General features: G+C 43.9%; 15 protein-coding genes. All 15 read left to right on the forward strand.

The features are described from left to right. The first annotated feature begins 28 nt into the window (after positions 1–28). The 15 genes from rfbB (at position 29) to ACJJJB_RS01970 (ending at position 20,934) form a co-directional block, all read left to right on the forward strand. Positions 29–1,138 carry a dTDP-glucose 4,6-dehydratase gene (rfbB, locus tag ACJJJB_RS01900; protein WP_444945590.1) on the forward strand — a complete coding sequence of 370 codons (1,110 nt, stop codon included), beginning with the start codon at positions 29–31 and terminating at the stop codon, positions 1,136–1,138. 14 nt (positions 1,139–1,152) lie between these two features. Continuing rightward, on the forward strand, positions 1,153–3,021 hold the full coding sequence (locus ACJJJB_RS01905) for a glycosyltransferase family 2 protein (RefSeq protein ID WP_445365616.1): 1,869 nt from the start codon (positions 1,153–1,155) through the stop codon (positions 3,019–3,021). Positions 3,022–3,031: 10 nt separating this feature from the next. Next, complete coding sequence (locus ACJJJB_RS01910; RefSeq protein WP_445365617.1) at positions 3,032–4,264, forward strand: glycosyltransferase family 4 protein; 1,233 nt, start codon at positions 3,032–3,034, stop codon at positions 4,262–4,264. Between the two features lie 27 nt (positions 4,265–4,291). Further along, positions 4,292–5,140, forward strand: a complete 849-nt coding sequence (locus ACJJJB_RS01915; protein WP_445365618.1) for a sulfotransferase family protein — start codon at positions 4,292–4,294, stop codon at positions 5,138–5,140. A gap of 15 nt (positions 5,141–5,155) precedes the next feature. After that, positions 5,156–6,040 carry a WcbI family polysaccharide biosynthesis putative acetyltransferase gene (locus ACJJJB_RS01920; RefSeq protein WP_444902117.1) on the forward strand — a complete coding sequence of 295 codons (885 nt, stop codon included), beginning with the start codon at positions 5,156–5,158 and terminating at the stop codon, positions 6,038–6,040. A gap of 7 nt (positions 6,041–6,047) precedes the next feature. Next, the gene (locus tag ACJJJB_RS01925; protein WP_282951502.1) at positions 6,048–7,187 is read left to right on the forward strand and encodes a polysaccharide pyruvyl transferase family protein; all 1,140 of its coding nucleotides are present in this window, start codon (positions 6,048–6,050) and stop codon (positions 7,185–7,187) included. A 130-nt stretch (positions 7,188–7,317) separates the two neighbouring features. Continuing rightward, the gene (gene galU, locus ACJJJB_RS01930) at positions 7,318–8,253 is read left to right on the forward strand and encodes a UTP--glucose-1-phosphate uridylyltransferase GalU (protein ID WP_445365619.1); all 936 of its coding nucleotides are present in this window, start codon (positions 7,318–7,320) and stop codon (positions 8,251–8,253) included. Next, positions 8,250–9,308, forward strand: a complete 1,059-nt coding sequence (galE, locus tag ACJJJB_RS01935; protein ID WP_445365620.1) for a UDP-glucose 4-epimerase GalE — start codon at positions 8,250–8,252, stop codon at positions 9,306–9,308. Before galU ends, galE begins: the two co-directional genes overlap by 4 nt. A gap of 136 nt (positions 9,309–9,444) precedes the next feature. Further along, positions 9,445–10,005: a sulfotransferase gene (locus ACJJJB_RS01940; protein WP_445365621.1), complete on the forward strand. Its 561-nt coding sequence runs from the start codon at positions 9,445–9,447 to the stop codon at positions 10,003–10,005. 141 nt (positions 10,006–10,146) lie between these two features. Next, positions 10,147–11,289, forward strand: a complete 1,143-nt coding sequence (locus tag ACJJJB_RS01945) for a glycosyltransferase family 92 protein (RefSeq protein WP_444945582.1) — start codon at positions 10,147–10,149, stop codon at positions 11,287–11,289. A gap of 124 nt (positions 11,290–11,413) precedes the next feature. Then, complete coding sequence (locus ACJJJB_RS01950; RefSeq protein WP_445365622.1) at positions 11,414–13,678, forward strand: glycosyltransferase family 2 protein; 2,265 nt, start codon at positions 11,414–11,416, stop codon at positions 13,676–13,678. 268 nt (positions 13,679–13,946) lie between these two features. Then, positions 13,947–15,680, forward strand: coding sequence for an SLC13 family permease (locus ACJJJB_RS01955; protein WP_445365623.1), 1,734 nt, complete (start codon positions 13,947–13,949; stop codon positions 15,678–15,680). 5 nt (positions 15,681–15,685) lie between these two features. Continuing rightward, positions 15,686–16,618, forward strand: coding sequence for a glycosyltransferase family protein (locus tag ACJJJB_RS01960; RefSeq protein WP_444945579.1), 933 nt, complete (start codon positions 15,686–15,688; stop codon positions 16,616–16,618). Positions 16,619–16,647: 29 nt separating this feature from the next. After that, positions 16,648–18,660, forward strand: coding sequence for a capsule polysaccharide biogenesis protein (locus ACJJJB_RS01965; RefSeq protein ID WP_445365624.1), 2,013 nt, complete (start codon positions 16,648–16,650; stop codon positions 18,658–18,660). A gap of 1,029 nt (positions 18,661–19,689) precedes the next feature. Continuing rightward, positions 19,690–20,934 (forward strand): capsule polysaccharide biogenesis protein, encoded by a 1,245-nt coding sequence (locus ACJJJB_RS01970; RefSeq protein WP_445365625.1) that lies wholly within the window; start codon positions 19,690–19,692, stop codon positions 20,932–20,934. Positions 20,935–21,013 lie beyond the last annotated feature (79 nt).

The following is a 21,013-nucleotide window of genomic DNA, read 5'->3' on the forward strand; positions in this document are numbered from 1 at the left end:
AAGAACTAAAATTAATAGTGATCTTAAGATGAAAAACTTACTGGTAACTGGCGGCGCTGGTTTTATAGGTGCCAACTTTGTGCACTACTGGATAGAAAATTATCCGCAAGATACAGTTATCGTGTTAGATGCATTAACTTATGCAGGTAATCTCAAAAGTTTGAATTCGGTAAAGGATTGTCCAAATTTCCAGTTTTACCAGGGTGACATCTGTGACACTGATCTAGTAGAAACGCTTCTCAGAGAGCATCGTATAGATACATTGGTACACTTTGCGGCGGAAAGCCATGTAGATCGCTCTATCAGTGGTCCCGATGTATTTATTCAGACCAATGTCATAGGTACTCATAGCCTACTTAAAGCGGCAAAAAAAGTTTGGCTGGAAGAGGGGGTCAATCGCGAGATACACCGTTTCCATCATGTTTCAACTGATGAAGTATACGGAACTCTCGAAGCTGAAGATCCTGCATTTAGTGAGGCTACGCCTTACGCACCTAATAGTCCTTATTCAGCGAGTAAAGCCGCATCAGATCATCTGGTACGCGCCTACCACCACACTTACGGACTAAAGGTAACCACCAGTAATTGCTCAAACAATTATGGTCCCTACCATTTTCCGGAAAAGCTGATCCCGCTGCTGATCACCAATATCTTACAAGACAAGCCATTGCCAATTTATGGTGATGGCCAGCAAATTCGTGATTGGCTCTATGTTGAGGACCATGCTCGAGGTATCGATTTGGTAATCCGCAAAGGAGAGCTGGGCGAGTGTTACAACATCGGGGGAATTAACGAATGGACCAACATCAATATCGTAAAAATGATTTGTGAGTTGATGAATAGGGAGTTTGAAAATCAACCAATACTTGCCAACAGGTATCCGCAGGCAACTTCTGTAATAGCTGGCAAAGCCCAAGATCTTATTATTTTTGTGGACGACAGGGCTGCTCATGATCGGCGCTACGCTATAGACCCACGGAAATCCAATAGCCAGCTGGGCTATCAACCACAGGAGAGCTTTGAAACTGGCATCCGAAAAACGCTCCTTTGGTATTTAGAAAATGAGGATTGGTGGTCTTCAGTGATGGATGGCAGTTATCGACAGTGGATAGAACAGCAATACAGCACCGCTGAGTAAGGATGGATAAATCAATGGGTATTAAGATACGAAAACGTTTCAAGGCTGCTGGATCCGTGCAGGAAAAAATGTTCTCAGAGCAGGTGCAGGTATGGGTAGACGTATGTGGAGTTATCGGTAGACGACATCTGTTGATACAAGGTTGGGCGTTCCACCCCGAATATAAATCTCTGGATTTCCGGCTTGAATATATCGGCAGTGAAGAGGACAGCAGCTCTCAGGATGTAGGTGAGCTTAATTATTATACCCTGAGAACTACTCGATTAGATGTAAACAGACATTTCAAATTCGAAGGTGATAGCTGCTGGGGTTATAGCCTCCTAGTGGAATGGCCCTATGATGTCGCTGTGGAAAACACTTTCCTGCGTATGACTGTAAGTGCTGACAGCCAGTCTAAAGAGGTAGAGCTTAAGCCATTTGTAGAGTTAACCGGTGAAACCTTATTTGGTCACTGTATGACTTGGCGTACGGGAGAAAAGGCTGAATTGCTCAACTTGATGTTTGAGAGCATGGGTAATGGGGTCTTTGAAATTCCGGGATTAAAAAAACTAGAAGAAAACCAACTCAAATCTCTGGTTGACTGGCACTGGGATAGTATTCTGGCAGTGCCCGGCCACGGACTATTCCTTTCTGGCTGGCTACTTGATGGTCAGCGGGATCTGGCAAGTTTAGTGCTACGTACTACTGATGGCAGCTACAGTCTCAATTTGCTCGAGGAATCTGCACGTTTTGATCGTATTGATGTCTTAGAGGCCTTTCCCGGTAGAGCTGAGCCAAACTATAAGGCAGGCTTCTTCACTTGGGTGCCCATGCCACACCTGATAGAGCGAGCCAGTCTAGAGATGCTGTTTTTTACAAAAGAGGGCGGCTTGGGCGTAGTGCCAGTTCGGCAGTCTAACGTTCGTGAAGATATCACCCAGGCCAGCCAGCAGGTGCTGGTGAATTTCAATGTAGATGGCCGAGAATACCAGAGCAATATGCGTAAATATATTGGCCCGGCACTGTCTGCGCTTTGGTCCAATCGGCGCTATCTCCTGGAAGATCCCCAAGTGGAAATATTGCAGTTCGGGCAAGAGGTGAAAGAACCCAAGCGCAGTGTGATAGTGCCGCTATATGGTCGCTATGACTTCTTACTGCACCAGATAGCCCAATTTACTGAGGATGCCGATTTTGCCGAGACGGAACTGATTTATGTTCTGGATGACCCCAGGCTCTATGATGCGTTTATACCTTTCTGTTATGACACCAGTATGTTGTTCCCTGTAAGCTTCAAGGTGATTTACGGCGGTCGTAATTTGGGTTATGCCGGTGCTAATAATCTCGGAGTACGCTATGCCAGCGCAGATAACTTAGTATTGCTTAATTCAGATATTATCCCTAGCTGCAGTGGTTGGATATCCAGAATCGAACAAAAAGTATCTTCGCTGAAGGATGTCGGTGTGGTTGCACCAAAGTTGGTTTTTGATGATGGCACAATCCAACATGTGGGAATGACTTTTTCCAATAGCGTCCAGTTTGGCAACTTATGGTTGAACGAACACCCAGGTAAGGGTAATCCGGAATGGTTGGTGGACATTGATTCTGTGATGGAATCACCGGCAGTTACCGGTGCATGTATGTTTATTAGCAAAGCGTTATATGACTCTGCGGATGGTCTGGATGAGACTTATGTACTTGGGGATTTTGAAGATTCTGATCTCTGCTTGAAATTACGCGAAGCAGGCTACCGTCACTATGTTCTTGCCGATGAAAAGCTCTACCACCTGGAACGGATGTCACAAAATTTGTTCGAAAATAGAGACTGGAAATTTAAAATCACCCTTTATAACGCCTGGCAACATACCGAGCGCTGGGGAAGCCTGATTGAACAGCTGGTTCGTTAAGGAATTATCAATGACTGAACACAGAATACTGATTGTTTCCCACGGTCACCCGGATCACAGCAAGGGTGGTGCAGAAGTGGCCGCCTATAACCTGTTTAAGGAATACGAACGACTGGGCTTGGACACTGTTTTTTTGGCACGTACCGACCAGCCTTCCCATGGAGGATCTGCTTTCTCCACTATTAATTCGGACAAAGAGATTCTATTCCATACCCATATGTCCGATTTTTTCCTGTTCCAATCGGGTTGTAAAAAGCATGTTTGGCAGGAATTTCGTGCATTATTAAAGCGCTACAAACCGACTGTAGTACATTTTCATCATTACATTCATATGGGGTTGGAATTGATCCGTGAGGTAAGAAATACCTTACCGGATGCACGTCTTGTTGTAACACTGCACGAATATTTAGCTATCTGTGCTAATAATGGCCAAATGGTTAAGCCAGGCAAACAGATGAAGCTTTGTTATAAGTCATCTCCCACTGACTGTGCACGTTGTTTCCCCGAGCGCTCTGCAGCGGACTTCTTCCTGCGGGAGAAGTATATTAAATCCATTTTTAACTTGGTGGATATGTTCGTCTCACCCAGTCATTTTCTGATTGAGCGCTATAAAGCCTGGGGGATCCCCGAAGAGAAAATGGTAATGATCGAAAATGGCCAGCCGGAGATCGAAACGCCTGCACCTCGCCCCTTAGCAGAAGGGGAAGGGCGCGGCCGTTTCGCTTTCTTTGGTCAGATCAATCCTTTTAAAGGTGTAGATGTATTACTGGAGGCCTTTAAACTGTTGCCCGAAGATATCCAAGAGAAGGTTCACTTGGATATTCACGGAGCTAATTTACAAGGCCAGACGGAAGAGTTTCAGGAGAAAATTCTTGGGTTGTTAGAGGATCTGGACGATTTGGTTACCTTGCATGGCTCCTATGAGTCCCATGAAATAGGTCGCTTAATGGAGCAAGCCGACTGGGTAATTATTCCTTCGGTATGGTGGGAAAACTCACCGATGGTTATTCAGGAGGCCTTTAACCATGGCCGTCCTTTGATCGGTAGTGATATCGGCGGTATGGTTGAAAAAATTACCGATGGTGTTAGTGGCTACAATTTCCGCAGTGGAAGTAGTAACTCCCTTAAGCAGGCTATTTTGAAAGCTTATGGAGAGACGAATAGCTGGGACTTGGTTGCAAGCGATATCCCTAAACCTTTGAGCATTAGTGAATGCTCAAATATTCATCTATCAATTTATTAATATTTAGATTTAGTAATAGGCATAATTATGATTACACCAATTATGTTGCGCAGTTTTGGAAGATCAGGATCCACATTGTTAATGCAGGTCCTAGGTTCTTCAAATAATGTAGTTTTTGATAGGCATTACCCATTTGAAAAACGTCATTTAACTTATTTATGCAGATTGTCGGGATTGGTTGGTAAAGATACTGCTAATGATTCGGATTGGAACCCGGATTCTATTTTTAATAGAGAGTTGAATAAAGTTGGCCCCATACCATATTCTGAAGTAAGTATCTTCGATAGGGATGAGCTTTCTAAAGATTTTTTGAAAAGGCTTTGGAATGGATTTTCTACCCAAGTAAAGAAAACTAATTTAGGTATAATTGATAGTGATAATCCCGTGTATTATGCGGAGAAAGTCGTTCATGATATTTGCAGTGATGTAAACAATGTTATTGCCGCTAAAAACTTATTCTTGCTGAGAGATCCTAGAGATGAATTTCTTTCCATAAAAAGCTTTAATAAAAAGCGTGGCTTTAATGGGTTTGGATGGGAAGAAAGCGATACGGATGAAAGTTATGCGATAAGACTCTGTAAAATGAGAAAGAGTTTTATGAGACATGTAGCGAATATGGAGTGTGACGATAGGCGTTACTTTATAAAATACGAAGATTTTATGTTGTCTCCATTTGATAAGACAAATGATATCGGTGAATGGCTTGGTTTGACTCTTGATTATAATCAGGTTCTTGCTAATAGAAGTTCTGTGGATCAGCACATTACTGCACCTGAATCAGTTATTAGATGGAAAAGTGAGATGGATTCATCACTTTGTGAGATTTTTAATGAGTATCTAGGTGAAGAGCTTAATTTATTGGGATATGAAGTTTAAGTTTAGAAATAAGAAATGAAAAAGTTTAGCGTTTATGCAAACTGTCAGAGCGTGGCACTAGCCAAAACTTTGCTTAGTGATCAGGGCTTTAGCAGCGTATATAAGTTGGTGGAGATAAAGCCTGTTCATACTTTAGAAAGTACGGATATAAATGATATCCTGAATAAAGTACGTGATCTAGATCTGTTCATTTATCAGCCTTTTGGAGGTAGGGGGGTAGAGGAGCTTTCATCTGAATCGGTTGTATCGAAACTACCAGAAAATTGTATCTCTCTATCTTTTCCGCCTCTTTACTTTGATGGATACTTTCCCCAGCTGGAGATGTTGCCGGGAATTCAGTCCCCACTAAATCTAGTTCATGATTTTTTCGTTTTGAAATTCTATCTTGATGGTTATTCAGAGGCCGTATGTAAAGAGAGGCTGTTGAGTGAAAGTTTAATCGAAGAAAAGAAAGCTGTTAACTATTACGAAAGATCTATAGAGCGACTGTATAATAGAGAAAAGATTAACAATATAGATCTTCCGGTGTCTAACTTCATAAGAGCTAATTCGCGAACCTATAAACTGTTTAATCAATTCAACCACCCGAGAAAACCAGTCTTTGAGTTTTTGAAGAATAATATTCTGGATAGAGTTGGTGTGCGATCTTATTCTTCAGATTTAGATTGGGGTGGGCCAGGATATCTGGACGGAATTAGGTGTCCATCGCTTTCTTGCATGCGTAATAGTTTGAGCTTTGACTTTGAAGATGATGAAGTATATTTTGCTCAAGGGAAAATTCTGGGACTTGATGAAGTGATTAGAGGTTTTTATCAATCTTATGAAGATGTTGATAGAACCATGCTTGAAAATGCAATTTTAGAAAAAAAATCTGAAGTGGTTTCTCTTTTAGAGAATTAATAGTTTTATGAATGTAGCAATATTTTCTCCTAATTTTGGAAGTATATCAGAGCCCTGGATATTATCTGCCCAAGAGATAATGAAAAAGACTGGAAATAATACAGGCAATTTAGCATATTGGTACTCTGTGCCTAGAATGTTTGATGCTAAATTTCATATTATTCAGGGAATGGCACATGCAATAGCATTGAAAGGTAAGGTTGATCTTTTTGTTTTTCCGGCTTCCAATCAGCTGAATCCAAATTCGGATATGGGGGCGATTGCTGATATCGTGGAAGAGCTAGATGTACCATGTTTAGTAATTGGCTTGGGTGCACAGTCAGAAGATGAAGCGATATTCCCAGAATTAAAAAATGGTACATTAAGATTTTTGCAATCTGTGGCAAAACGTTCTCCTGCAATATTATGCAGAGGTGAATATACTAAGCGCTTACTAAACAACCTTGGAATTTTCAATGTTGTTGTTGGTGGTTGTTCAACGGTTTTTATAAATGGGAATAAAAACTTAGGTGTGAGGCTTGAGGATAAATTTAATAGGCCCATAAGTAGATTGAATATTGCTTCCGGGCAAGTAAATCCTGCAGTGCAACAGGTTGAAAGAGATCTGCTGAATCTCTTGGAAAGCGTCAATTGTGGTAGCTATACGATACAGCACCCACCAATTCTCTTTAAAGCACTTATGAATGAAAATTTAGATGCTAGTGAAGCAACACTGACTGAAAATCTGGCACAAAGATTTCTTGGTGTAAAGGATGGGGCTGCACTTGTTACTTTCCTTCGGAAATTTTCAGTATTTCATGGTGATATAGACTCGTGGCTTACAAATCTTACTTTGCACAGCCACTCAGTTGGTACTCGGATACATGGAAACATTCTTGCCCTACAGGCTGAAACTCCAGCTGTATGTATAACAACTGATACGAGGACTCGTGAGCTTTGTAATGTATTGAAAGTTCCATCCGTTGATAGTCTAACTTTTTCTGATAGGTATAATACTAAGGAGAAGATGTTGAGTATTTTTTCTGAGTCAAATTTTTCAGGTAAAGAGTTTGATGATAATAGATTAAGGCTCGCTAATATTTATTGGGATGTTTTTAAAAGCCTTGATGTTAAAGTTTCAAAAAACTTTAAATGCTTTATAAGTTAAGAAGCCTTCTTTTAAAGGTTTTATTTTAATTTTATGGTAATCATTATAAATTTATGATTCGACTTTTTGTCTGCTGTTTACAGGCTGTTGATTTTTGTACCTTAAAGCTATGACTCTATTGAGAGCTTAAATGAAAGCAATTCTACCCGTTGCTGGTTTGGGAACCCGTATGCTGCCAGCAACAAAAGCTATTCCCAAAGAAATGCTGCCTATCGTCGATAAACCGCTTATTCAGTATGTGGTCAATGAGGCGGTTGCCGCTGGGATAAAACATATTGTGCTGGTTACCCATTCCAGTAAGAACTCTATCGAAAACCATTTCGATACCAGTTTTGAGTTGGAGGCTACCCTAGAGGCCAGGGTCAAACGACAGCTATTGGATGAGGTTAGGTCCATCTGCCCGAAAGACGTTACTATCATGCATGTACGCCAGGGTGAGGCGAAGGGATTGGGGCATGCCATCTTATGCGCCCGACCATTGGTGGGTGATGAGGATTTTGCGGTGTTACTTCCGGACGTCATTGTCGATGATGCAGCTTCAAATCTCTGCCGGGATAATTTGGCGCAAATGTTGTCGCGATTCAATCGGATTGGTGTTAGTCAGGTGATGGTTGAGCCGGTTCCGATAGAAGAAGTGCATAAATATGGCGTGGCGGATTGTCAGGGAGCGGCGTTGTCTCCAAATGCCTCGCAGCCAATGACAGCCATTGTGGAAAAGCCTCCTGCAGCTGAAGCGCCATCGAATTTAGCAGTGGTTGGACGCTATGTATTGTCACGCAAGCTATGGCCCTTACTTGAGCAGACATTACCAGGTGCCAGTAACGAAATTCAGCTTACTGATGCTATTGCAGAGTTGATGACACAGGAAACAGTTGAGGCTTATCGTATGGTCGGCAAGAGTCATGATTGTGGCTCTAAGTTGGGCTATCTAAAGGCAAATGTTGAATACGGATTGCGCCATCCAGATTTAGCAGAAGATTACCGGGCTTATTTGAATACGTTGATACTATCTGGGGATATGGCTTCCGATAGTCAGATCCAGCTTCCAGAGGATGCTGTTGCATGATTGAGAATAGCGAAACGATGGGTAGACGAGTATTGGTTACCGGTGGCGCTGGTTACATTGGCTCTCACACCCTGGTGGCATTACAAGAGGCTGGATTTGAGGCTGTAGTTATCGATAGCTTGTGCAATAGCTCCGAAGTAGCTTTACAAAGAGTACAGGCGATTAGCGGCAAACCGGTTCGCTTCTATCGTGGTGATATTAGAAACCGCAAACTGCTAGACCAAATTTTTACTGAGAATGCGATTCATGCCGTAATTCATTTTGCCGGACTGAAGGCAGTAGGTGAATCTTCACAGAAGCCGATCGACTACTACCAGAGTAATGTTAGTGGCAGTCTGGTATTACTGGAGGCTATGCAGGCGTTTGGAGTTAAGCAGCTGGTGTTCAGCTCTTCCGCCACTGTTTATGGTAGTGAGGCCCCTGTGCCTTATGTGGAAACTCTACAAACTGGTCGCACCAGTAACCCATATGGCACCAGTAAATGGATGGTAGAGCAGGTTTTACGGGATGCGGCCGCTGCGAACCCAGAGCTTTCTGTGGCACTCCTTCGATATTTTAATCCTGTTGGTGCGCATCCTTCTGGATTGATTGGAGAAGATCCTCAGGGAATACCTAACAATCTGCTACCTTATATCGCCCAGGTTGCAGTAGGTAAGCGCAACGAGTTATCGATATTTGGCGATGACTACCCCACACCGGATGGCACCTGTCTGCGGGATTACCTTCATGTAGTGGATTTGGCGATAGGACACGTTCGAGCCTTGGAGTGGCTGGCAGATAAGTCAGGCGCAGAAGCATTTAACCTTGGGACTGGTCGGGGCACTTCTGTACTGGAAATAGTTCGAGCTTTTGAACGGGCTTCAGGTGTAACAGTTCCCTATCGGCTGTCACCACGTCGTGCAGGCGACCTGCCAGCTTTTTGGGCTGATGCTTCCAAGGCAAAATGTGAATTGGGGTGGGTTGCAAATCTGGGGTTGGAGCAGATGATGGCCGATACTTGGCGGTGGCAGAGTAATAACCCCCATGGCTACAGCGTTGTTGCTACCAATAAGTAGATGAAAATGGCGCTAGCGATATTTTCTTGAAAATAGCAGAAGAAAATAGAGAATATCGCGAACGTCTCACTATGTACTGTGTTGACGGCGTTAAGTTAGCTCGGCACTGAATAAACAAGTTTTTTAGATTTTTAGCATGAAAGTATTTCAGATTGGCTTTAATAAGTGTGGTACGACAAGCCTGAACCACTTTTTCTTGCGCAATGGCTATAAAGCTATTCACTGGGATCATGGGAACTTGGCTTTACAGATTGAAGATAACTATCTACATAGACGGCCATTGCTGAGTGGATATGAAGATTTCGATTTCTTTAGCGATATGGAGCTGGTTTCAAGTCGGTGCCTATATGCCTTCGAAAAATACTATCAGGAACTGGACCGACAGTACCCAGGTTCTCTTTTTATATTAAATACACGCCCTGTGGATAAATGGATAAAGAGTCGCCTTAATCACGGTGATGGAAGTTACTTGCGGCGTTTTGAACAAATCTACTCGTGTAACCGTGAAGGCGTTATAGATCGTTGGAAGTACGAGTGGTACAAGCATCATTCAAATGTGCTTCAGTATTTTTATGGGCGTGAGAACTTCCTTCTATTTGATATTGAAAACGATGATGGAAGCAAGATAAAAAAATTTACTGGCTGTTCAAAAATGCAGGCTTCTTTTTACAGACATGATCACCGGACCAGCTGTTAGTGTGATTGGTGCTACGACTGAGATAATGTGTGCCTGCACTTTTCTGATTGTCACTCCTGTTAGATTATACGTTATTTTAATAGTGACCACTTTCGAAACTTTTTTAGAATAGTTGACTAAAGATGGTCTTTTGGAGCGCGAATGAAGTTTGGAATCGCTGCGATTTTTAAAAATGAATATGAGTATATTCTGGAATGGATTGTCTATCACCAGTTGATAGGTGTTGATGCCTTTTATATTGCTGATAATGTCAGTGATGATGGATCCTCACAGTTATTGGAAGCACTGGACAGCCTCGGTGTGATAAAAAGGGTTTATTTCCCCAGAGTTGGTACCGGTGGTCCACAGATGCCTGCTTATAATAATATGTTGCATCGGTTCGGTAACGAAGTTGACCTTTTGTGTTTTATTGATGCTGATGAATTTCTTGTTAGCACAAATGGCAGTAATTTAAAGGATGTTTTATCTGGTTTTTATGCACTAGAGGATGCTGGTGCTCTGGCACTCAATTGGCGAAACTTTGGGTCGTCCGGTCATAAATTCAAGGATGAGGGCTTGGTAATTGAGCGTTTTACATATGCTTCAAAACAAGATCATGATTTCAATCGACATATCAAGACGATCTTAAAGCCCTCTATGGTAGAGAGGATGCATGTTCATGAATGTATCCTTAAATCTGGACGTTATTATTCAGGGAATCTTCAACCAACGGTCTTTGAGAATGGTAGTCCGTGTGAGCCCAAGACGAGCAAGGTTCTCTATGATGGGATAAGAGTTAATCATTATGTGGTTAAGTCCCGTCATGAGCACGTTATGAAAAAGGAGCATAAAGGCTCTGGAGCTGGCAGTGCAGAGAGAAAAAAGGGTGAGGCTTACTTTAAGGCGCACGATTTAAATGATGAGAGAGATAAGGCACTGCTCTGCTATGTTGATGACGTCAAGGCAGGCGTTGCAGCCCTGAGGGATCGTATTGGTGCAGAAACCCCATTCCTCTGTTACGGGAAAGCGTTTGTTGATGTTAAGCCTGAGCTGATTACCGGTTGGGCTGTTACAGAGTCTGATTGTCCAGTAAAGATTCGCTTGTTGGTCAATGGCGTAGAACACCTTGTCGATTTGAGTCGGGCGCGCCCAGATGTTGTACGTAAGGGGCTTTCCAAAAGGCTACAATGTGGCTTCAGTTTTAAACCCAAGAAGGTTATCACCAGAGAAGATAAAATTGAGGCGTATATATACGGTACGACTGTTGAAGCGAAGGTTAACTTTAAGTTGGATATTAGCGTTTAGGAAGAAACCTTATATATGGCCGGATATGGCATTGGAACAAGTAGCTAAACTTGAAAGTAAGGTTATTCCGGTACGCATAACAAGCACGGTAAAGTGCACAATTAAATAGCGGGATTTAATACTGGTGTTTAAATTTTTGAAGTCCCTGTTTCGTATTGATTTGATCTCCAGGCTTAAGCCTGCACTTGCTATTAGTCGGGCCAGTGATGCTTCGATAAATTTTGACTGGTATTCTGAGGGAAAAGATCCGCAATTTCTGGTAAAGGGACGGATGCCCAGTGCCGGATGGTATATGGTGGAAATTGCTTTGAAGTATAATCAGTCTTCTATAGATTCAAAGATCTACTTTGATTATGGGGCTGGTTTAAGTGAATCTGACAGCATTTTTATTCCTATTAAATCCGGTAAAGTCACCAAGCGCCTGGTATACCTTTCTGCTCGACCACAGGCAGTACGTTTTGACCCCATGGAATCTGTGGGGCTATTTTCAGTAAAGCGTTTTAACTTAGTCAGACTTTTGCCCCAGTTTGCTTATGATCGCTTGGCTCAGCGTCTCAACAATATGCACTTTAAGTTTCGTAACTTGGGAAAAGCGAATGTGTTGCGGAGTATTCGCGAGGAAGCCTTAGAAAGGAATTGTTGTTGGCGTGATTTGGCGTTAGAACACTACGGGAGAACTTTTATTAAGAGACGTCAGTCTCGTGATTATAATGAGTGGATCAGAACCGTTGAGCTCAAACGCCTCGAATCTGCGGATAAGGGGCTTTCCCTAAATACAAATACAGACCCCCTGATTTCAATTGTTGTCCCTACTTACAATACTGATTTAAAGCTATTGTGCGCTTGCGTTGACTCGGTACTAGCACAAAGTTACGGCAATTGGCAGCTTTGTATTGCCGACGATGCGTCTTCGAAACCACAGGTTAAGGCTTGCTTGAAGGAATACCAAGCCAAAGATGCACGCATCCAAGTGGAATTCCGGAAAAGTAATGGACATATTTCAGCGGCTAGTAATAGCGCTTTAAATTTGGTAAAGGGCGAATATATCGCTTTACTGGACCATGATGATACTCTGGCGCCGCACGCCCTACAAAGAGTGGCAGAGGAGATTCGGAAGAAACCGCAAGCTCAATTGCTTTATAGTGATGAAGACAAAATTGATCAGTTGGGTGAGCGTTTTGATCCGCACTTCAAGCCGGATTGGAATCCTGATCTTCTATTGTCACAAAATTATATTTGCCATTTGACGGTGTTAAGGGCATCTCTAGTGGCAGGGGTAGGAGGCTTCCGCTTGGGGGTTGAGGGCAGTCAGGATCACGATTTGCTCCTGCGTTGTTCGCCCTATCTGAATGTTGATAATGTCGTACATATTCCGGAAATACTATACCACTGGCGAGCGATCAATGGTTCCACCGCCCAGGAGGGCGACGCCAAAAGTTATGCAGCCAAGGCGGGCTTAAAAGCGGTGACTGATTATTTTGAAAGTGAAGGGTTGCAAGCTATGGGAGAGCCGGGTACAGCACCAAACAGCTATCGGGTGCACTGGACTATTCCTCAGCCTGCTCCTTTGGTGAGTTTACTGATTCCAACTCGGGATGGCCTGGAGATTCTTAAGCCCTGTGTAGAGGCGATTCTGTCCAGAACAGATTATCCGAATTATGAGGTGCTGATTTTGGATAATCAGAGCCGTTGCGAGGCAACATTGCGCTTTCTGAAGGAGATTAGTACTTCTAATACAAGGGTTTCAGTGCATCGTTGGGACCACCCATTCAATTACTCTGCGATTAATAATTTTGGCGCTGAGCTGGCCAGGGGTGAGATTATAGGGTTGGTGAATAACGACATCGAGCCTATCAACAGGGGCTGGCTGACAGAGATGGTAAGCCAGGCGCAGCGGCCTGAAATCGGCTGTGTGGGCGCAAAACTTTACTACTCCAATGATACTATCCAGCACGGTGGAGTGATTCTCGGGATTGGAGGTGTCGCAGGCCATTCCCACAAGTATTTCAACCGTAATGAATACGGTTATTTTTCGCGCCTGCACTTAGTGCAAAACCTTTCAGCAGTGACAGCCGCGTGTCTTCTGATACGTAAAGCGGTATTCGTGGAAGTGGGGGGGTTGGACAGTGCTAATTTGGCGGTGGCTTTTAATGATGTGGATTTATGTCTCAAGGTGCGCGAAGCGGGTTATCGTAATCTGTGGACACCTTATGCGGAACTCTACCATCATGAATCAGTTTCCCGAGGCGCCGACAATACCTTGGCTAAACGCCGCCGTGCGCAGCGTGAGGCGCAGTATATGCGCAATCGTTGGGGAGAGTTGTTAGATACTGATCCAGCTTATAATCCTAATCTGACGCTTGTGCATGAGGACTTCTCATTGGCATAAATCTGAAGTAGTAAGGCACCTTAGCTGTATTCACTGATTTATTCTAATGGAGACTTCTTTGCATTTGCCAACTTGCCATATTAAGAGAGTGGCGCGTATGGATGTTCTTCTGTTGCGCTTGGCGGCTAGGCTGGGGGCTTACGGGCATAACTATAGGAAGCTTTGGGCGGGCAGCATAACCGGATCAGTTTTGGCATAATCTGTTGTTGCTCCAGGCCTGCAATAAAACAAATTCTCGTATCGGTAACCAGAGCGGTGCCCTGATCTTATGACACTTTCCCAATTTTTTGTTGCGGGTATCTTTGCCCTGGTGATCGGTTCCCTGATTTTCACACGTTTCCGCCCTTCTCTGGTCTTTGCTTCAGCTGCTGGAGCCTGTTTTTTGACCGGATTGGTACCTGCGGAGTCGGTGTTACAGAAGGGGGCTAACCCGGGTTTGGTGACATTGATAATTTTGTTACTGGTATCGGTGGGGTTGGAGAAGGCCCGTTGGTTGCGGGCTCTTTCAGAAGGGTTGATCAATGGCTCCCTGAGGATCAGCCTTCTACGCTTAACTACTGCAACAGCGCTAAGTTCAGCTTTTCTCAACAATACTGCTGTGGTGGCAGCTTTGGCGTCCAGCGTCAAAGGACAACGCCGTTTACCGGCAGCAAAGCTGCTATTACCACTTTCCTATGCCGCTATTCTCGGTGGAACCCTGACCTTGATAGGCACTTCCACCAACCTGATTGTTAATAGTTTCGTGCTGGACCGTGGCCTGCAAGGCCTGGAGTTCTTCACTTTTTTGCCAGTAGGATTGGCCGCAACCTTAGTGGGACTGGCAGTGTTGTTGTTGTGTAATCGCCTTTTACCTGAAGGGGCGGTAACTGAGGAGCCGGTGACTGAATATCTGCTGGAAGCAGAGGTAGTGGCAGATTCACCCCTGGATGGCAAGAGCGTTGAACAGAACCGCTTGCGCCAGCTGGAGACCCTCTACTTGATCGAAATTGTTCGTGGAAATCAAATCATAAGTCCAGTGGCACCTTCAGAGGTGCTCCGTTGTGGGGATAAGCTGATTTTTAGTGGTGATGTCCGAGATCTGGGACGTTTACAGGATATTGAGGGGTTACGCCTTTTCGCTCTGGAAGATGAGAAGTTGGACCTGAATCTCACCGAGGTGGTGGTAACGCCCAGTTCCAGTATCCTTGGCCAAACCCTAAAGGGGTGCAACTTTCGTACTCGTTTCGACGCTGCTGTAGTTGCTATGCGCCGTGGCGGTGAACGGTTGTCAGGGAAGCTGGGGGAGATAGAGCTGCGCGCGGGAGATGCGCTGCTGCTGGCAGTGGGAGCGGATTTCAAGCATCACTTAAATATCGATAAGAACTTTTATGTGATAAGCGGTACTGAAGTACGGCGTGAACTTTCACGGCGGGATAACTGGCTGCTGGGCCTTGGTTTTGCTGCCGTAGTTTCCGGTGCGGCGCTCGGCTATTTTTCGTTGCTGAAAGGACTGGTGGTATTGCTGGGTGGCATGATAGGGCTGGGTATCGTATCGACTACTGAGATGCAGCGACGCTTCCCTTTCCAGATATGGTTAATTATTGCCTGTGCCTTGGTACTTGCAGAGGCCTTTGCTGTTAGTGGCTTGGCGGACACGCTGGCTGGTGGTTTGAGGAGTATGCTTGCTGGCTGGGGACCGTTGGCTGGTCTGGTGGGTATATTTTTGCTGACCTTAGTCCTAACTGAACTGATGACGAATAATGCAGCCGCCGCGCTTACTTTCCCCCTTGCCTGGAGTTTGGCAGAGAGTTTTGGGGTGAGTTGGGTGCCTTTTGTAATGGCCGTGGCCTATGGGGCCAGCGCAAGTTTTTTGACTCCATTTGGCTACCAGACCAATCTGATAGTGCAAAACTTGGGTGGGTATCACTTAAGGGACTTCCTGCGTGCGGGTTTACCTCTCACCATTGCATACTCTTTAACTGTCCTAACATTATTGCCAATCGTATTTCCCTTTGAGAGTTGAAGCTTTTGAGAACTGAATTGGATAATGCGAACCGCTGGTTGATCGTTGAAGAGGGCCCAAATCCCTCAACGGATTATTTTGTTATTCCTTATTTGCGGAAGAAAAAAGCGCAAGTACAGCGGTTGTCTTTTTCGGAAGTTCTTAGTGGTGATGAGCTTGAGGGCCTGGGACTGATATTTGTACGTTATATCCCCAGATCATGGCAGTCTCTTATCCATAAAAATCTTAGTAAATTGTCAGAAATTTATTTATTTATTGATGACGATTTATTTGATTGGTCCGCCTTTGTTGGCTTGCCCCTCCGCTACCAACTAAAGATTTTTCGTTATAGTTGGTCACGACAAGGTTGGCTGAAGTCCATAGGGGCAGGTCTGTTGGTCTCAACGCCATATTTACAGAGCAAGTATCAGGAATGGTCTCCACAGTTATTACAGGCGCAGCAGATAGATTGTAGTGGAGGTCAACCTCTAACAGTTTTCTATCATGGTTCTGCATCGCATATTGAAGAAATTCGCTGGTTGGTACCAATAATTCAGAAAGTATTGCAAAGAAATTCAAGTTTGAATTTCGAAGTTATCGGTGATGGGCGTGTAAATAACCTGTTTCGAGGGATGTCAAGAGTAAAAGTAATACATCCTATGAAATGGTCAACCTATCTATCCATGTTGCAAAAGCCAGGGCGAACTATTGGTTTGGCACCGTTGCTAGACACTCCATTTAATAAAGCCCGGTCTTACACTAAGTTTTTTGATATTACACGGGCTGGTGCTGTAGGAATATATGCGAATGGGGATATTTATGGCAGGGTGATTCGTCATCAGGAAAATGGTTTGTTGGTGCCTATGGAGACTTCGGCCTGGGTAGATGGCATTTTACATTTAGCGGATGATAAACAATTACGTGAGAAGTTATTAAGTGGGGCTCGACAATGTCTGTAATCGGATATTGTTCGCTGGGCCTTAGCCGATTGCGCAACCTGGAACATTTTCTAGGGGCTCCCTGTCAGTATGTGCTGTCAAAACCAGGTAAGTCTGTTACCCATATGGTTGGTTGGGGTCTCAAGGCAACTGCGGATAAGGCGCAACGTATAGCCGTTCGCTCAAATTTACCTTATTCCTGTATTGAAGATGGATTTTTGCGATCACTGGGTCTGGGGGTTGAGGGCGCTGAACCCCACAGCTTAATTGTTGATCAGACAGGTATTTATTACGATGCCTCCCGCCCAAGTGATCTTGAGTCCTTGATCGGAGAATCTGCTTGTTCGGCAGAAGAGATAGAGCGAGCAGAAGCAGGGCTCCGGCTTTTACGAAGCTATAGACTTTGTAAATACAACTCTGCTGATGATACTCCCCTGGAATTACCGGACAGTCGCGCTTATGTGTTGGTAGTTGACCAAACCTATGGCGACAAATCTGTTAGTGGAGGATTAGCTTCAACGAAACATTTCCAGCAAATGTTGGAAAGCGCCATCCGTGAAAATCCTAGGGCTGAAATATTAGTAAAAATTCACCCAGATGTTATTGCGGGAAAGAAACGCGGATATCTGGAAGAGCTGGCGGAGGAAAAAGGCTGTAAGATACTTACCCAGGATATTTCTCCTTGGGCAATATTTGATCGAGTTGAAAAGGTCTATGTGGTAAGTAGCCAGCTGGGCTTTGATGCACTAATTGCTGGTAAAGAAGTGCATTGTTTTGGTATGCCTTTTTATGCTGGTTGGGGGTTGACCAAGGATCGCCAAAGCTCGGAACGCCGTGGAATCAAGCGCACTTTGGCGGAGATTTTCGACGCTGCTTACCTGCGCTATTGTCGATATATAAATCCCTACACAAGACAGAAGTGTGAATTTGAGGATACTGTTGGACTCATTGCGGAACAAAAAAGACAGTGGAACCGGTTTCGGGGACAGTGGCAGGGCATTGGGTTTTCAGCTTGGAAGCGTCGATTTATTCCTGATTTCCTTGGAAATAAGGATAGGGTGAAATTCTCTAAAAGATATAGCGAAGCAAGAAATCTGGATATCGGTACCAATATCCTGGTTTGGGCAAGTCGAGCGTCGAGTGAATTAAAGGAGGAATGTAAGCGCTCAAACTTAAATTTATGGCGGGTAGAGGATGGTTTCTTACGCTCTGTTGGTTTGGGGGCAGATTTAATTTCGCCAAAGTCGCTGGTTTTTGACTCTCGTGGTATCTATTTTGATGCGGAGCAACCAAGTGATCTTGAAGCGCTGTTAAATTTTGGGGTTTTTCCAGAGTCATTATTAAATAGGGCCAGAAAGCTACAAAAATCGCTGATCAGAAAACGCTTAACTAAATACAATTTAAGTGTTTGTAAGCCAATATCCAGTTTAGGCATTTCCTCAGATAAGAAAGTGATCCTGATTCCTGGTCAAGTCGAAAGTGATGCATCCATTGCCTATGGCTCACCAAAATTAAAAAGTAATTTTTCATTGCTTGAAAGAGTAAGGCGCGATAATCCAGGGGCATATATTGTGTATAAACCCCACCCGGATGTGGTAGCCGGAGCTCGACTGGGAGCGCTGCCGGCAGGTGCTGAGTCTTTGTTTGATTTAATAGTAGAGCAGGGTGATTTTTCTTTTTTATTAGAAAATGTAGATGAAGTACATACACTCAGTTCACTGAGCGGCTTTGAGGCTCTGATGCGCGGGGTAAGGGTGGTAACCTATGGCCTGCCTTTTTATGCAGGCTGGGGTCTCACAAATGATAAACTTATAGAAAACAGGGAGATGAGTAAAAAAGACTTATTTGAACTGAAGTCTCGTAGGCAGCGCCACTTAAGTCTGGATCAACTAATTGCGGCTACTTTATTGCTTTATCCGGTATATGTGGATAGAAATACTGGGGAGTATATAGACGCAGAGACAACAGTTGAGCTGTTAGAGTCTGAACGAAATTTGAGTGTCCGAAATAATATTTTCTTTAAGTTTTTCTGTTGGTATCGGAGTAAATTTTTGCGTTATTAGTTTAAGCGGTTGTTGGCTAGGCGTAGACTTCTACCTTAGAAGATATGTAATACAGGTCTTTGTGAAATATATTTTCATTTAGGTTATTTGGTTTTGTGTTTTCTTGATGTTGATCTCGCACCTTTAAATAATCGCATTATTTTCTAATTACAGTCTAATTTTGAGTGGGATTTAGGGTATTTGGGTTCTTTTCAGGAATTGCTTCATCTTTTTTAAGTTAATGCCCTTTTCTCTAGTTGCGAGTCCTGTTTTGTTGTTGAATGTAACTTTATTCTTAAGTTTTCCTGGGATTATCTGTCTCGCTTATGGTTGCTATCAATGCTGTCTTAAAGCCTGAGGCGAGTCATAGAGTTTTGCTTTGCAAAAAGAGTTGATCAGTGGTTTTGTATTTAATGGTTTTTCGCTTTTCTGAGTTTTGGCAGTGATTTTATTTAAGGGGAAGATGTTTTATTCAATTCAAGCTGCAAACGATTGCAGCTGCGCTGCTTCTATTCTTTGAGCTGCACTAAACTGCTCACCGATGATGTACGGCTGTGCGCAGTGATAAAAATTTGTTGGGTAAAAAACAGGGTGCGGTTATATCTGGACTGTTAGTCTACTTTGAAGGGGCACATGCGCTGTATTTGTGTGTGATGGCATATTTTTTTTCTTGATATAAGATGCTTTTTCTCCGGGCACTGGCAATTGGCGGGCGATAGATTTATTTGCGTCTTTGAAAATATGTAAAGGCCTAAATTAATCGACTCTCAATTTCCACTAATACAGACGCTGTCTTTGTAAATAGCTATTAAGAAAGGTTCAATGTATAGGCCTTGGCTTGTCACTGATCTGTAGAGAGCGGTATTGCGGAGTTAGAGGAGGCTTTAGGAGCTTGACTTTAGATGAGATAATACCTCACTGTGGGTTGTTGACTAACTTAAGTTTTGTGGTATCGAAATGCGTAGGCAAGTTTCTGTTCTCTCCTCCTACACTTGCCTACCGACAAGTTGTATTGCGCCAGCTTATTGATACTCAGGGGTAGATCAATTTATGTCTGTTGCAGTATTTCTACAGGGGCCTCATGGTCCATTTTTCGCCAGGGTGGCGAAAAGGCTATCCCAACATGGTGTGATCACCCATAAAATCAACTTTAACGGCGGTGATCGCTTTTTTGCGTGGGCGGATTTCCAAGAAGATTTCGCTGGTAGCGAGGATGACTGGCCATTCTTTTTTCGCCAATACCTGTTAGACAAGGGGGCTGAGGCGGTCTTTGCCTATGGCGATTGCCGACGCTACCACGCCACGGCAAGAGAAATCTGTTCATCACTTCAAATCCCTTTTTGTGTATTCGAAGAGGGATACTTGCGCCCAGATTTCGTAACTCTGGAGTGGGGAGGAGTAAATGCTTTCTCCCAGAGGGATTGGTCTGAGGAGACAATTAACCAGTACGAACCTAATGGACGCCAAAAAGGGCTTCCCGTAGGGCAAACGTTCTGGCATAGAGCACTTTTTGCGATCGAATATTACTTGGCAATGCGTTTTGGACAGTCAGAATTTCCTTATTACCGGCATCACCGTAGTCGTGATTGGCTGGAGGAGGGTACTAACTGGCTTCGCAGCTTTGTTCGCAAGGGACTTTACAAGATAACGGAGCATAAGCTGACTGATCGGTTAACTTCAAATCTGAGTCAGCAGTTTTTCCTGTTTCCCCTGCAAACCCGAGATGATTTTCAGCTTAGGAGGCATTCCGACCTTCTTTCTATAGAAAACGCCATCGATGTAGTGCTGAAGTCCTTTGCCCAGAATGCTCCAGAGGGCACAGTGGTTGTTATCAAACATCACCCTATGGATAGAGGCTTTTGCCATTACCAGAAGCTGATTGATGTGTTGGCCGAGCGGTACAGTATTGTCGGAAGGGTTATCTACTGCCACGATTTACACCTACCCACTCTGCTCGATCATGCCAGGGGGGTTGTGACAATCAATAGTACGGTGGGTATTTCAGCATTGCTGCATAAAGTTCCTACCAAGGTGCTTGGTCGTGCACTTTACGATATCCCCGGATTAACCCATCAAGGTCAGTTAGCCAGCTTCTGGTCATCACCCGAGAAAGTAGACTTTACATATTTTCAGCGTTTCCATACCTATCTTTACGAGCAAACCCAGATTGACGGTAGTTTCTCCAAAGGCATTGATAAGACAATAGACGGAGTGATAAAGCACTTACAATCAGTTGCCGTATTAGCTGCACAGGGACCTGTTTCCGTCGAAACCTGTAGTACAGATGCCGTATAAAGCATGGGTGCTCCCAACTCCCTGCTCCTCCTCAGCCTAATACGGCATCTCCTAAAGGCTTTCAGTTGCACTGGTCACC

This window comes from Microbulbifer variabilis (assembly GCF_052468405.1).

Excerpts from the sequence above, each read along its gene's own strand:
- rfbB (WP_444945590.1), top strand. The coding sequence starts at position 29 with ATGAAAAACTTACTGGTAACTGGCGGCGCTGGTTTTATAGGTGCCAAC.
- ACJJJB_RS01905 (WP_445365616.1), top strand. The coding sequence starts at position 1,153 with ATGGGTATTAAGATACGAAAACGTTTCAAGGCTGCTGGATCCGTGCAG.
- ACJJJB_RS01910 (WP_445365617.1), top strand. The coding sequence starts at position 3,032 with ATGACTGAACACAGAATACTGATTGTTTCCCACGGTCACCCGGATCAC.
- ACJJJB_RS01915 (WP_445365618.1), top strand. The coding sequence starts at position 4,292 with ATGATTACACCAATTATGTTGCGCAGTTTTGGAAGATCAGGATCCACA.
- ACJJJB_RS01920 (WP_444902117.1), top strand. The coding sequence starts at position 5,156 with ATGAAAAAGTTTAGCGTTTATGCAAACTGTCAGAGCGTGGCACTAGCC.
- ACJJJB_RS01925 (WP_282951502.1), top strand. The coding sequence starts at position 6,048 with ATGAATGTAGCAATATTTTCTCCTAATTTTGGAAGTATATCAGAGCCC.
- galU (WP_445365619.1), top strand. The coding sequence starts at position 7,318 with ATGAAAGCAATTCTACCCGTTGCTGGTTTGGGAACCCGTATGCTGCCA.
- galE (WP_445365620.1), top strand. The coding sequence starts at position 8,250 with ATGATTGAGAATAGCGAAACGATGGGTAGACGAGTATTGGTTACCGGT.
- ACJJJB_RS01940 (WP_445365621.1), top strand. The coding sequence starts at position 9,445 with ATGAAAGTATTTCAGATTGGCTTTAATAAGTGTGGTACGACAAGCCTG.
- ACJJJB_RS01945 (WP_444945582.1), top strand. The coding sequence starts at position 10,147 with ATGAAGTTTGGAATCGCTGCGATTTTTAAAAATGAATATGAGTATATT.
- ACJJJB_RS01955 (WP_445365623.1), top strand. The coding sequence starts at position 13,947 with ATGACACTTTCCCAATTTTTTGTTGCGGGTATCTTTGCCCTGGTGATC.
- ACJJJB_RS01970 (WP_445365625.1), top strand. The coding sequence starts at position 19,690 with ATGTCTGTTGCAGTATTTCTACAGGGGCCTCATGGTCCATTTTTCGCC.